This is a genomic window from Mesorhizobium album (genome assembly GCF_033977205.1).
Lineage (GTDB): Bacteria > Pseudomonadota > Alphaproteobacteria > Rhizobiales > Rhizobiaceae > Mesorhizobium > Mesorhizobium album.
In genome coordinates this window covers 222,779-235,614 of sequence record NZ_JAVIIW010000002.1, presented here as the reverse complement: position 1 = coordinate 235,614, position 12,836 = coordinate 222,779, and the positions used below count along the sequence as shown (strand labels likewise).

Annotated in this window: 11 protein-coding genes; 8 read left to right on the top strand and 3 right to left on the bottom strand. The window is 62.3% G+C overall.

What is annotated here, in order from left to right:
- Positions 1-17 precede the first annotated feature (17 nt).
- The 3 genes from RFN28_RS02885 to RFN28_RS02875 all read left to right on the top strand — a co-directional run bounded on the left by RFN28_RS02885 (position 18) and on the right by RFN28_RS02875 (position 3,562).
- Positions 18-1,625, top strand: coding sequence for an FGGY-family carbohydrate kinase (locus RFN28_RS02885; protein WP_320285860.1), 1,608 nt, complete (start codon positions 18-20; stop codon positions 1,623-1,625).
- 141 nt (positions 1,626-1,766) lie between these two features.
- Complete coding sequence (locus RFN28_RS02880) at positions 1,767-2,198, top strand: hypothetical protein (protein ID WP_320285859.1); 432 nt, start codon at positions 1,767-1,769, stop codon at positions 2,196-2,198.
- A 173-nt stretch (positions 2,199-2,371) separates the two neighbouring features.
- Positions 2,372-3,562 (top strand): NADH-quinone oxidoreductase subunit D, encoded by a 1,191-nt coding sequence (locus tag RFN28_RS02875; RefSeq protein WP_320285858.1) that lies wholly within the window; start codon positions 2,372-2,374, stop codon positions 3,560-3,562.
- 246 nt (positions 3,563-3,808) lie between these two features.
- Here the strand turns inward: RFN28_RS02875 and RFN28_RS02870 are convergent, their stop codons facing one another.
- Complete coding sequence (locus RFN28_RS02870) at positions 3,809-4,243, bottom strand: hypothetical protein (protein ID WP_082044205.1); 435 nt, start codon at positions 4,241-4,243, stop codon at positions 3,809-3,811.
- Positions 4,244-4,571: 328 nt separating this feature from the next.
- On the opposite strand from RFN28_RS02870, the gene RFN28_RS02865 reads away from it, so the two are divergent.
- On the top strand, positions 4,572-4,790 hold the full coding sequence (locus RFN28_RS02865) for a hypothetical protein (protein ID WP_320285857.1): 219 nt from the start codon (positions 4,572-4,574) through the stop codon (positions 4,788-4,790).
- A 9-nt stretch (positions 4,791-4,799) separates the two neighbouring features.
- Here RFN28_RS02865 and RFN28_RS02860 read toward each other — a convergent pair whose 3' ends face one another.
- Positions 4,800-5,459 (bottom strand): class I SAM-dependent methyltransferase, encoded by a 660-nt coding sequence (locus RFN28_RS02860; RefSeq protein ID WP_320285856.1) that lies wholly within the window; start codon positions 5,457-5,459, stop codon positions 4,800-4,802.
- Between the two features lie 240 nt (positions 5,460-5,699).
- On the opposite strand from RFN28_RS02860, the gene RFN28_RS02855 reads away from it, so the two are divergent.
- The 3 genes from RFN28_RS02855 (at position 5,700) to RFN28_RS02845 (ending at position 10,358) form a co-directional block, all read left to right on the top strand.
- A complete protein-coding gene (locus RFN28_RS02855) occupies positions 5,700-6,290 on the top strand; it encodes a TetR/AcrR family transcriptional regulator (RefSeq protein WP_320285855.1) in 591 nt (196 codons plus the stop codon).
- Between the two features lie 269 nt (positions 6,291-6,559).
- The gene (locus tag RFN28_RS02850) at positions 6,560-7,420 is read left to right on the top strand and encodes a class I SAM-dependent methyltransferase (RefSeq protein WP_320285854.1); all 861 of its coding nucleotides are present in this window, start codon (positions 6,560-6,562) and stop codon (positions 7,418-7,420) included.
- Positions 7,421-7,703: 283 nt separating this feature from the next.
- Complete coding sequence (locus RFN28_RS02845; RefSeq protein ID WP_430677087.1) at positions 7,704-10,358, top strand: bifunctional diguanylate cyclase/phosphodiesterase; 2,655 nt, start codon at positions 7,704-7,706, stop codon at positions 10,356-10,358.
- 170 nt (positions 10,359-10,528) lie between these two features.
- Here RFN28_RS02845 and RFN28_RS02840 read toward each other — a convergent pair whose 3' ends face one another.
- A complete protein-coding gene (locus tag RFN28_RS02840; protein WP_320285853.1) occupies positions 10,529-11,713 on the bottom strand; it encodes a Gfo/Idh/MocA family protein in 1,185 nt (394 codons plus the stop codon).
- A 184-nt stretch (positions 11,714-11,897) separates the two neighbouring features.
- Here RFN28_RS02840 and RFN28_RS02835 point away from each other — a divergent pair, with 184 nt between their 5' ends.
- A complete protein-coding gene (locus RFN28_RS02835; RefSeq protein ID WP_320285852.1) occupies positions 11,898-12,803 on the top strand; it encodes a MurR/RpiR family transcriptional regulator in 906 nt (301 codons plus the stop codon).
- Positions 12,804-12,836: the final 33 nt, after the last annotated feature.

Here is a 12,836-nt window from a genome sequence, read left to right as displayed (position 1 = left end):
GCGAAGGATCTGAAGTCATGAGCAGCCATTTCATCGGCATCGACATCGGAACGGGAAGCGCCCGCGCCGGCATCTTCGACGAGCACGGCGTGCTGCTCGCCTCCGCCAAGGCCGACATCGCCATCTGGCAGGCCGAAGGCCACATCGTCGAGCAGTCGAGCAACGACATCTGGCGTGCCGTTGCGGCCACCGTGCGCGAAGCTGTCTCGCTCGCCGGCGTCTCGGCCCGGTCGGTACAGGGCATCGGCTTCGACGCGACCTGCTCGCTGGTCGTTCTCGGGCCGGGCGGCGCGCCGCTGACGGTCAGCCCGTCGGGCGATCCGGAGCGCAACATCATCGTCTGGATGGATCATCGCGCCACCGAGCAGGCACGCCGCATCAACGACACCGGCGAGAACGTGCTGCGCTATGTCGGCGGCACCATCTCGCCGGAGATGGAAACGCCGAAGCTCTTGTGGCTCGCCGAGAACATGCCGCGGACTTTCGCTGACGCCTGGCAGTTCATGGACCTTGCCGATTTCCTCACCCGGAGGGCCACCGGCAGCCTGGCGCGCTCGACCTGCACCGTGACCTGCAAATGGACCTATCTCGCCCACGAGGCGCGCTGGGACGATGCCTATTTCCGCAAAGTTGGGCTCGGCGCACTTGCGGACGAGAAATTCGCGCGGATCGGCACCGAGATCGTGGCGCCCGGAAGTGCCCTCGCCAATGGCCTTACGGACGAGGCGGCGGCCGAGCTCGGCCTCCTGCCCGGAACGCCGGTCGCGGCCGGCATGATCGATGCCCATGCCGGCGGCATCGGCTCGGTCGGTGCGCGCGGCGGTGCCGGCAACGTGACCACGCGCATGGCCTATGTCTTCGGCACCTCGGCCTGCACCATGACGACGACCGAGCAGGCGGCTTTCGTGCCTGGCGTGTGGGGGCCCTATTTCTCCGCCATGGTGCCCGGCCTTTGGCTGAACGAAGGCGGCCAGTCGGCGGCGGGCGCCGCCATCGATCGCCTGGTCGGCATGCACCCGGCTGCCGTCGAGTTGGCAGGGATCGCGGCGCGAAACGGCCAGAGCCTCAGCCAATGGCTGGCGCAGGAGGCGGAACGGCATGGCGGCGCAGCCAGGACTGACAAGCTCATCGGCGGCCTGCACGTCGTTCCGGAGTTTCTCGGCAACCGCGCTCCCCTGGCCAATCCGGACGCGCGCGCTCTGATTGCCGGGCTGGACATGGCGACAAGCGCCGACAGCCTCGTCGCACTCTATCTCGCCGGCCTATGCGGCCTCGGTTATGGCGCCCGGCAGATTCTGGAGGCCATGCGCGCCTGCGGCATCAGCATCGATACGATCGCCATCAGCGGCGGCGCCGGACAGAGTCCGCTGGTGCGTCAGCTCATCGCCGACACCACCGGCAAGCTGGTCTACGCGCCGACATCTCCGGAGCCGGTACTGCTCGGCTCGGCGATGCTCGGCGCAGTCGCCGCAGGCCGCCACGCGGACCTTCCCGCGGCCATGTCGGCGATGTCGGAGGTAGGCGAGGTCTATTCGCCCAATTCCTCGCTCGCCGCCTGGCATGACAGGCGCTTCGCGGCGTTCGAACGCCTGCAGGCCGCGGCGTTGTCGGTGCTGGCTGCCTGATCTCCATCGGCGGTGATTGGCTGGCGGCGAGCGGCTATTCGGGCTCGCCGGCCTTCGCCTCAGACTTGCCGCTCTTCGCCGGGAACCATCGCCCGGCGGAGGGGTTGTGTCGTCAGACTTCGAGACATGGAAGGAACGACGATGCGGACATTGACGATGGTCCTCACGCTTTCAGCGCTCGCACTGGCGCAGCCGGTCTCAGCCCAGCGCGCCGATCCGCAGCCGCCGCAGGCCTTGCCGCCGGCAGGGCAGCCTCAGCCGCCGTCCGGCCAGCCCCTGCCCGATCAGACACAACCTGGCCAGGCACAGCCCGATCAGCAAAATTCCGGTCAGAAATTCGGCAATATCGTGGTGGTGGCGATCGAGGATCTGCCCGCTGAAGTGAAGGCGCAGGCGGAAGCCGTGGTCACCAGGACGACGGCCAAGGACCTGGCCAAATTGCAGGACTCGATCGATGCCTCGCCGGAGGCGGTGTCGGTCCTGCGCGCAAACGGGCTGAATTCATCGCAGGTCGTCGCCGCCAACATCGATGGCGACGGCACGTTGACGCTGATCATCCAGACGACGACATGATCGGCGCCGCCTAGAGCGGTTCAGCGATTGATAGAAGCCGCCCCGGCATTAAGCGTTTGTTTTTACGCAATTCCAGACGGAAAACCGCTGCGCACTTTTCCTGGAATTGCTCCGACGCGGTTGACCGGACCGGCACCGGCCAAAACGAAACCAGATTCAGCGGAAGCCCAGTCATGTCCGAAACCGCAGTCCGTAAATTCACGCTCAACTTCGGGCCGCAGCACCCGTCGGCGCATGGCGTGCTCAGGCTGGTGCTGGAACTGGACGGCGAGATCGTCGACCGCGCCGATCCGCATATCGGCCTGCTCCACCGCGGCACCGAGAAGCTGATCGAATACAAGAACTATCTGCAGGCCCTGCCCTATTTCGACCGGCTCGACTATGTGGCGCCGATGAACCAGGAGCATGCCTTCTGCCTCGCCGCCGAAAAGCTGCTCGAAATATCGGTCCCCCGGCGCGGGCAGCTCATCCGCGTCCTGTTTTGCGAGATAGGCCGGCTGCTGTCGCATCTGCTCAACGTCACGACCCAGGCCATGGATGTCGGCGCGCTAACGCCGCCGCTCTGGGGCTTCGCCGAGCGGGAGAAGCTGATGGTCTTCTATGAGCGCGCATCCGGCGCCCGAATGCACGCCAATTATTTCCGGGTCGGTGGCGTGCACCAGGATCTGCCGGGAGAGTTGCTCGACGACATCTGGGATTTCTGCGATCCGTTCCTGAAGGCATTGGGCAATCTCGATGAACTCTTGACCGAAAACCGCATCTTCAAGCAACGCAATGTCGACGTCGGCGTGATTGGACAGGACGATGCTTGGGCCTGGGGGTTCTCGGGGCCGATGGTGCGCGGGTCGGGCGCGGCATGGGATCTGCGCAAGGCGCAGCCTTACGAGTGCTACCCCGAGATGGATTTCGACATTCCGGTCGGCAAGCACGGCGACTGCTACGATCGCTATCTGGTGCGCATGGAAGAGATGCGGCAGTCGGTGCGGATCATGCGGCAGTGCCTGGATAAACTGCGCTCGCCCGATGGCGCGGGACCGTTCGCCGTGCCCAATCAGAAGATCACGCCGCCGCCGCGTGCCACCATGAAGCGCTCGATGGAGGCGACGATCCAGCATTTCAAGCTCTACACCGAAGGGCACCGCGTGCCACCCGGCGAGGTCTATGCTGCGGTGGAAGCCCCCAAAGGGGAATTCGGCGTCTATCTGGTCTCGGATGGCAGCAATATTCCCTACCGCTGCAAGATACGCGCGCCGTCTTTCGCCCACCTCCAGGCAATGGACTATCTGTCGCGCGGGCACATGATCGCCGACGTCGCAGCCATCATAGGCTCGCTCGACATCGTCTTCGGCGAGATCGATCGCTGACTGAAGCAATTCCAGGAAAAGAGCGTAGCGGTTTTCCGTCCGGAGGAATTGCGTGAAGAAACAAATACCTTGGAAAACAAAGAGTTGGAGCAGTTCAGCGATGCTGCCAAACGCCGAACGGCTCCGGTGGCGCGAGGCTGCCATTGCCTGACCCTGCCGGCGGCGAGGAGAGCAGACGACTCCCCGCCTCCGGCAAGGTCCGCAACTCAGCCTTTCAGCGCGGTTCGGCGAACCGCGGTTTTCGCGTCAGTGCATGAACACCGATCTCAGCCAGGCAAGAATGCCTGAACCCGGAGAGATCGCCGCGCGGACGCGGGACGCCGCCCAGCGGGCCGGCAGATTGGCGCCGACATGGCAATGGCAGACGACCTCATGCAACTGCCAGTCACTGAGCTCGAAGAAGCGCTTCGCTTCGCCGTAAGTGTCGTCGCGAAGGCCCTGTGCCCGAAAGATCGGGTCTTCGAAAGCGACAGTGATTGGCGATCCGGCGGAACGCATTCTTTCACGCACCTCTGGAGTGGCGTATTCGGTGCCGGCAAGCGCCACGAGGCGCCGGCTGGGATCCTGCTCGAGAAGTTGCGCCCAGCGCTCGAGGCGCTGGCCTCGACTGGGGATGAGAACCGCTGCTTCAGCATTAACGTCGGCAACGGCATTGAGTTGATCAACGGTTTGGTACTTCAAGGCCGCCTCCTATGTCGGCAGTTTGACCACCCGCCCCGCAACGGAACTAATGCGCTGCATGACGCCGGCAAGAGCCGAATTGGCAACGGGGAATCATTTGATCGCCATTCATGGCCGGCACGGCCGAAAATGCGGCGGCCATGATGTGGAACCATCCCCAGGCGTGGCCCGTTCTGCCAGCCTTAGCCGCCGATCGGGCGCTCGCTGGAGCGCTGGAGGTGCGGCTGTCGCTCCACCATGGTCTGGCCAGGCAGGATGTCCGGTAGTCGGAACGCTCCGTTTCTCGCCGGCGCCTTGCCGGCACAGCGAGCGGAAGGAAGATCAGTTTATGGCCATTCTGCCCAACCCGGATCCGACGCCTAACCCCGTCCCCACGCCGCCGCCGTTTCCCGACCCGAAGCCGATGCGCGAGCCGGATCCGGAGAGGCTGCCGGACGAGGAGCCTGTCCCCAATCCGGACGAGAACGATGTGCCGCCCAAGCACTCGGGAGCGAGCGTTGTCAGAGGTCAGGGCGAGGAAAGGGTGCCTGCAGCCGCTTCGGCGTGACAGCAACTTTCATACCCTGATTCCGCGAAGGAAATGCAGGCCGAGCCAGTTGAGCGGGCCGCCTTCGATGCGCTCGAAACCCGCCGCCGCCAGCGGTTCACGAAGACGGTGCAGGTCGAACTGACCGTGCAGGCCATGCTTTGCCGACATGTGTCTGCGTTCGCTCACGGAGCCTGCATAGTCGATCAGCAACAGCCGTCCGCCGGGCGGCAGAACGCGGGCGGCCTCGCGCAGGCAAAGGCTGCGCCTTGGCTCCGGCACCATGTGCAGCACCGTGGTGAAAGTGACGACATCGAAGCGTCCGTCCTCGAACGGCAGTGCGGCCGCATCGGCATGATGAAAAGCGATGTCGAGACCCGCCCGTCCAGTCTTGCGGCGGGCGGCAGCAAGCATCTTTTCGGAAACGTCGACTCCAACCACCGATCCGCCGGGCTGCACACGATGCCAGGCGGCGATCGCCTGCGTGCCTGTGCCGCATCCGACGTCCAGCAGGTGAAAACCCGGCGCCAGGCCGGCGAGGTCGAGAAGAGCTTCCCGATAGGCCCGGTCCCGCCCGCGGGTCAGCATGAGGACTAGCAGGTCATAGAGGCGTGGAAAGCCGATGCCCTTGTTCGCTTCCGGACCGATTGAGCCTTCAGCGGTATGCATATCGCGTCGCAGATGGTGCATGTTCGTCACGTCCTTTCTTCAACGGCACCCAGCCGGCGAGCGCCGGCACAAAACTGCCGGCTGGTAAAGCTTCGAAACAGTCAGTATGATAATGGACAGTTTGTTCGGGATTGCGACAGACAAAGCAGGGGAAACGTCCGTTAGTGGACAATCCGAGCCCGCCGTCCTGGAAAAGGTTTGCTTGTAAAACACCCCAGGAGTGCGGGCAGGCAAATGTGACTTGCGACGAAGGAGTGATCCATGCCGCGCGAGATCGATCGCAGAGCCGCCCGTACGCGCAAAGCCCTTCACCAGGCGCTTCTGACGCTCATGCTGCGCAAGGGCTACGAGGCCCTCTCCGTGCAGGACATCATCGATGAAGCCGATGTCGGCCGCTCGACATTCTATGCGCACTATACAGGCAAGGAGGATCTCCTGCGCAGCGGCTTCCAGATGCTTCGTGACGAGCTCAAGGACCCCCGATCCGCGGGTGCCGCGGCAGCCGGAGGCTCACACGACGATCCGCTTGGTTTCAGCGCAGCTATGTTCGAGCATGCGGCGCGCTACGCCGACCACTACCGCACGATGATCGGCGGGAGGGGCGGCGCGGTGACCGAGAACGAAATCCGCCTGATCCTGTCGGAAATGGTGCGGCAGGAAATGCCCCCCACCCTCTACGGCGACGCCATCCCGCGCGACTTCGTCGTGCAATTCATCGTCGGCGCCTTCCTTACGACACTGAACTGGTGGTTCGAACGGAAGCCTGGGCTGCTGCCATCTGAGGTCGACGCCATGTTCCGCGGCATGGTGCTCGACGGCCTTTCACCCCTGATTGGCGACCAGCCCCGCTGATCCAATCGTCTTCCTGCAAAGCTTTTTCGTCAACTCGATCATGGGGTCGGCGGTCAAAGGTAGCTTTCGCGGCATTCAGGTGGCCTTGGCCACAATGCCCGTCAGACATAAACGGCAAATAAGCATCGGTGCCGAGGCGCCTTGCGGGCGCCGCGCCTGCCCCTGCCAGCTATGACATCGCAAGGCCTTGGCATTGACGTGCGTGCCCACTCGCTGCAATCTGTATTAACCAGCTGTTTACCATGCCGCGGCTGGGATCGGGGGACAGCTTGGAACCGTTCATAGACGCGAACCTGCTGAATTGGGACGATCGGGCGGAACTGCACGCGACCGATAGAACCGGCAGCTATCGCATCGAGAATGTGCTGGCTGGCGGATCCAATCTCTACGAGCTGGAGACGCGCGAGATCGGTGACATATTCGGCAAGGACATCGTCCATTTGCAATGCCACATCGGGCTCGACACGATCAGCCTGAGGAATCTCGGAGCGGGCAGCGTGACCGGCCTGGACTTTTCACCAAGGGCGATCGCTGCGGCTCGGGATTTCGCCGCCAAGGCGGGCAGCGACGTTCGCTTCGTGGAAGCGCCGCTGTACGAGGCTGTCGAAGCACTGGACCGCACCTTTGACATCGTCTACGTCACCTGGGGGTCGGTCAACTGGCTTGACGATGTCTTCCGTTGGGCGCGAGTGGTCGCCGATCTTCTGCGGCCCGGCGGCCGGCTCTATATGGCCGAGGGCCATCCCTTGATGTTCCAGTGCAATCGCAAGGCTGCGGCACTCGAGTTGAAGCACGACTGGCGAACGCCGATAGCGCGGCCGCTCGTCTGGAACGAGGATCTGACCTATACTGGCGACGAGCGTACCTTGAAGCATCCTCGCTATTACGAGTGGATCCATCCGATCAGCGACGTGGTGAACGCCTTGATCGCGGCAGGGCTGACGCTCGATTTTCTCAACGAGCATGACACTGTTTCCTGGAAGCACTTTTCATTCTCGGTGAGGGCCGGCAAGGATATGTACGGTCTACCCGAAAACGCCCCCAAGATTCCGATGGCCTATTCGATTGGGGCGACCAAGCGCAGCATTGGGACGTACCGGATCGTCCCGAAGAAGGTTGACAGCCACTAAGGCGCGTCGCGACAAAAAGGATTCAGGCGCTGCGCTTTAAGGCTTTGTTTTGATTTAAGTCTTTGTTTGACGCATGTCGTTCACCCAAAACCGCTGTGCACGAAATGCATTAGTATCGCGGCAGGGCGAGTTCTGGCGCGACTTCGGCGCATAACAGCGCCCCACCAGGTCGAAGACGCAAGAATTTAAACGATAGTGAAGGCTAAAATTAATCTTATGCGAACTAACATTCCCTTGATCAGGCTCGCTTGGAGAACCTGAGAAGCACTGGGAAGTCGCCCTATTGGCTCTCTTCGCCAACAGGTTCGGCCGCGTAAAGGGGGCCGTTTTTTCGCCGGCAAGGATTCCGGCGGCGATAGCGGCTGTAGTCATTTTCATCTGCGCGGTGTTCGCGGACCATCAGAACAAAATCGTCTCGGACCAGGCCGCCCGCGAGGAAGTGCTGGCCAGGGTCAATCTCATTCGCGCCAAGCTGGAAGGGAACATCAACGGCAACCTTCAGCTCGTGCGGGGGCTGGTCGCGACGGTCATGGCCGAACCCTATATGGGCCAGCCACGTTTCGCCGCCCTTGCAAGCAGCCTTTTTGGCGAAGATTCGCAGTTGCGAAATATCGCGGGCGCGCCCGACCTGGTCATTTCCCTGATGTACCCGATCGCGGGGAACGAGAAGGCAATGGGCCTGGACTACCGCAACGACGCACAGCAGCGGGCGGCCGCGTTGAGGGCCAGGGACGAGCGCAAGCTGATCCTGGCCGGTCCCGTCGATCTGGTGCAGGGCGGACAAGGCTTCATCGGCCGATTTCCAGTTTTCGTAAAAAGCGCCGGCAATACGGAAAGGTTCTGGGGCATCGTTTCCGCCGTTGTCGACGTGCAGCGCCTCTACGAGGCTAGCGGACTTTTCGACAAGGACCTCGGAATTGATATAGCGCTGATAGGCAAGGACGCCCTTGGAGCGCAGGGAGAGCAATTCTTCGGCGACGAAACGGTCGGGAAAAACAATCCGGTGAGGGTCGACGTTCTGCTCCCGTCCGGCTCCTGGCAAATCGCGGCCATTCCCGAGAACGGTTGGCCGACCACTCCGGCGAACGCCTGGGTCTTCCGTGGGATCATGGCAGCTGCGGGAGCCCTGATCCTGATCCCCTTCCTGGTAGCTGGCCGACTGATTGGCGAGAGACAACGAAACTACTGGGAACTGGAGCGACTGTCGCGGCGCCTGGAACTTGCGCTGGAAGCGTCGGCTATTGGGGTCTGGGAGCACGACCTCAAGACCAACGATCTTATGTGGGACGATCGGGTCAACGAGATTTATGGCAAACCGGTCGATGGAAAGCCACGCGGTTATTCGGACTGGGCCGGAGCAATCCATCCAGACGATTTGGCCGCTGCCCTCGCGGACTTCGACAGCGCGGCGGCCGTCGGAGGACCATATTCGTCGGAATACCGGATTGTTCGCCCCGATGGCGAGATACGTCATGTCCGATCCAAGGCGATTTTCTATCAGGCCGCAAACAATTCACCCCGCATGGTTGGCGCGGAATGGGATGTGACGGCAGACGTTTTGCTGAACGCGGATCTGGTTCGCGCGAGGCAACTGGCCGAGTCGAAAAATGCGGAACTCGAGTCCGCCAGGGCGCGCATCGAGCATATAGCGCTTCACGACCCACTGACGGGCTTGCCGAACCGGCGTTACCTCGATCAGGTGTTGGAAGATTATGCCGCGAACGCTAGGCTGAACGGCGAACATGCAGCGCTGCTGCACATCGATCTGGACCGCTTTAAGCAGATCAACGATACGCTTGGTCACGCGGCGGGTGACGCGATGCTGGTTCATGCGTCATCTGTTCTGCAATCCAACGTCGGCGAGCAGGGATTCGTCGCTCGAGTCGGGGGAGACGAATTCATCATACTCTGTCGAGTGCGCGACGATCTCGACCAACCGGCCGTGCTCGCCGATCGCATCATCAAACAGATGCGTCAGCCTGTCTATTACAAGGGTCACCAATGCCGCTTCGGCGTCAGCGTGGGCATAGCCATCGACAATGGAAACGACGTCGAGGCCAGGCAGTTGTTGGTGAATGCCGATATCGCGCTTTACCAGGCAAAGAGTCGCGGCCGCAACCGGCGCGAATTCTTTACCGGAGCGCTGCAGAGCGAGATCATCAACACGAAGAGAATTGCCGACGAGATTCTAAACGGCCTGGAACGCAACGAGTTCATCGTATCTTACCAGCCTCAATTTGATGCACAGACACTCGATATTGTTGGTGTTGAGGCGTTGGCGCGATGGAAGCATCCAGAGAAGGGCATTCTGGCACCAGACGCATTTCTGAAGATCGCGGAAGAACTGAACGTCGTCTCGACGATCGACAGAAGCGTACTTAAGCAATCGCTTTCGGATTTCGATGAGTGGGCCGCCGAGAACCTCGGGATTCCACATGTATCAGTCAACGTTTCCGCCAAGCGCCTCCAAGATGAAGAGCTCATCAAGAACTTGAGGGAACTCAAAATAAAGAAGGGGACAGTTTCCTTCGAACTTGTCGAGTCTATATTTCTCGATGAAAACGATGACTTGGTCACATGGAACGTAGAGCAGATAAAGCAACTTGGCATCGACGTGGAAATCGACGATTTTGGCACCGGCTATGCTTCCGTTATCAGCCTGCTCAAATTGCAACCACGCCGGCTGAAGATAGACCGCCAGCTTGTATTTCCGATCGTCAGATCGCGGCAGCAAAGACAGCTCGTCTCGTCTATCATTGAAATAGGCAAGTCCCTGGGCATTGAAATCGTGGCGGAGGGCGTGGAGACAATGGAGCACGCGCGTCTCCTCAAAGGTCTTGGCTGCGACGTGCTGCAAGGTTACGCGTTCGGGCGCACGCTGGCTTCCGATGAACTGAAGACCTTCGTTCGATCTCGTCGGTTATCGGTCGCCAGCTGATGCATGTCGGCGAAAAGTCTGCAGCGGTTGGGAAATGACGTAAAAACAAATGCTTAAAGCGCGTCGCTCGAATCCTTTTCGCCGCGGCGTGCTTTAGAGCCTGTTCGATTGAAAGCACTGGCATTTCAATCGGAAGACGGAGCTTTCGCGGGCTCTTCCTGCCGATGTTCTCACCCGAACCGCGCCGGCGTCCACGTTCCCCCTGCCGCGTTCGATTCCACCGCCGCCGCCACGAACTTCACGCCGCGCGCGCCGTCGACGACATCGGGCACCTGCGCCACGCGTGCGGCATCGACCTCGGCACCAGAACGATGCGCGCGAATGATGTCGGCGGCATCACAGTAGAAATTGGCGAAGGCCTCGATATAGCCTTCCGGATGCGCGGCCGGCATGCGCGACACGCGTTGGGCTTCCGCCGTCGAGCCGTGGCCGCCGCGCACCAGTATGCGCGTCTCCTCGCCATAGGGCGAGAAGCGCAGTTCTTCCGGCCGCGTGCCCGACCATTCGAGCCCGGCCTTGTCGCCATAGATGCGCACCGAGAGATCGTTGTAGTGGCCGGGCGAGGTCTGACTGGCCAAGATCGTGCCGCGGGCGCCACCCGTCCAGCGCACCAGTACATGCGCGTTGTCGTCGAGGCGACGACCGGGCACGGCGGTGAAGAGGTCGGCCGAAACCGCCTCGCCCTCGAAGCCCGAGATATAGCTCGCCAGGTTGAAGGCGTGCACGCCGATATCGGCGAGCACCGCCGATTGCCCGGCGCGCGCCGGGTCGGTGCGCCATTCGGCCTGCTTCTGCCCTTGCGCGTCGATCGGCTGCGTCAGCCAGTCCTGGATATAGGCGCCATGCACCGAAACGATGCGGCCGAGCGCGCCCGCCGCCACCATCTCGCGTGCCTGGCGGACCATAGCGTAGCCGGTGTTGTTGAGTGTGACGACGAAGCGGCGCTTCTTCGCGCGCGTAAGCGCCACCAGCGCTTCGGCGTCGGCAAGCGTCGTCGACAGCGGCTTGTCGCAGATGACGTCGATGCCGGCCTCGAGGAAGGCGGTGGCGATCGGCGCATGCAGATGGTTCGGCGTGACGATGACGACCGCCTCGATGCCGTCCGGCCGCGCCGCTTCGGCTTTCGCCATGGCGTGATAGTCGGCATAGCTGCGCTCGGGCGCGATGCCCAGCTCGGCGGCCGAGGCTGCCGCATTGTCCGGATCCGAAGAGAGCGCGCCGGCCACCAGAGAGATCTGGTCGTCGAGCCGCATGGCGAAGCGATGCACGGCGCCGATGAAGGCATTGCGGCCGCCTCCGACCATGCCGACCGTCAGGCGTTGGCGCGAGGTTCCGTCAGCGGTTGCACAGACCATGATTGCGATTATCCTCCCTGAATAGCGATCCGTTGTCGGTGCCGCCTGCCGCAATTTTCGAATGATATTTCTATTTTTCGTTTTGTAAAACTATTGTGCCGCGATAGCGTTTTCTCGTGGCCCGGTCGATGGGCCGAATCCGAAGGAGGGCTCGGGTGTTTCAAACCGTCTTTGGGTACGTCGTATGAGCGGGCGTCGTAAAGCGGCCGACGAGCCGTCTCAGCACGGCCTGGAGGCGGCGGCGAGAAAGCGCGGCCGTTCGCTGGCGGCACTTGGCTACACGAAACCTCAAACCTACGAGGAACTGCGCGCCGTGCTCTCTTCCGGCACCGTGCATTTTCCGAAGCGGCTGCGCCAGGTCGCGATCTTCCTGTGGCAGCATCCGAGCGACGTGGCTCTCGGCACCATCGGGCAAGTGGCCGAGCAGGCCGGCGTGCAGCCCTCGACCCTGGTGCGTTTCGCGCAGATCTTCGGCTATGCCGGCTTTTCCGATTTTCAGGACCTGTTTAAGGACCACATGAAAGGCTCCTGGCCGGAGGGCCGCGGACAAGGCGGTCAGGAACAGGCGGCTGAGGCCAACGCCGGCCTGCATTTCCTCAACGGCATGGTCGGCGCCTCGCAGGCCTCGCTCGGCCGCATCGGCAGCGGTTTCGACATCGACAGCTTCGAGAAGATGGTCGACCTCTTGGCGGCGGCCGAGCTGATCTATGTCATCGGCAGCAAGCGCGCCTTCCCCGTCACCACCTATCTGTCGCTAACGCTGTCGCAGCAGGGCGTGCGCAATGTGCTGGTCGACAATGTCGGCTCGACAGCGTTCGATCAGGTCGGCTGCATAAGCCCGCGCGACACGGTGCTCGCCGTCTCCTTCAGCCCCTACAATTCGATCACGCCCGACCTCGTCGCCGTCGCGCATGAGCGCAAGGCACGCATCGTGACCATCACGGACAGCACCTTCTCGCCGCTGGTGAACCTCTCCGACACCTGGCTGGAGGTGGTCGAGTCCGACTTCGCCGGCTTCCGCTCGCTCGCCGCATCGCTCGCCGTCGGGATGGCTTTGGTCCACGGCGTCGTCGCCCGCCGGATAAGCTGACCGACGCGATTGACTATCGGGAATTGTCGTTCC

Excerpts from the sequence above, each read along its gene's own strand:
- RFN28_RS02885 (WP_320285860.1), top strand. The coding sequence starts at position 18 with ATGAGCAGCCATTTCATCGGCATCGACATCGGAACGGGAAGCGCCCGC.
- RFN28_RS02880 (WP_320285859.1), top strand. The coding sequence starts at position 1,767 with ATGCGGACATTGACGATGGTCCTCACGCTTTCAGCGCTCGCACTGGCG.
- RFN28_RS02875 (WP_320285858.1), top strand. The coding sequence starts at position 2,372 with ATGTCCGAAACCGCAGTCCGTAAATTCACGCTCAACTTCGGGCCGCAG.
- RFN28_RS02865 (WP_320285857.1), top strand. The coding sequence starts at position 4,572 with ATGGCCATTCTGCCCAACCCGGATCCGACGCCTAACCCCGTCCCCACG.
- RFN28_RS02860 (WP_320285856.1), bottom strand. The coding sequence starts at position 5,459 with ATGCACCATCTGCGACGCGATATGCATACCGCTGAAGGCTCAATCGGT.
- RFN28_RS02855 (WP_320285855.1), top strand. The coding sequence starts at position 5,700 with ATGCCGCGCGAGATCGATCGCAGAGCCGCCCGTACGCGCAAAGCCCTT.
- RFN28_RS02840 (WP_320285853.1), bottom strand. The coding sequence starts at position 11,713 with ATGGTCTGTGCAACCGCTGACGGAACCTCGCGCCAACGCCTGACGGTC.
- RFN28_RS02835 (WP_320285852.1), top strand. The coding sequence starts at position 11,898 with ATGAGCGGGCGTCGTAAAGCGGCCGACGAGCCGTCTCAGCACGGCCTG.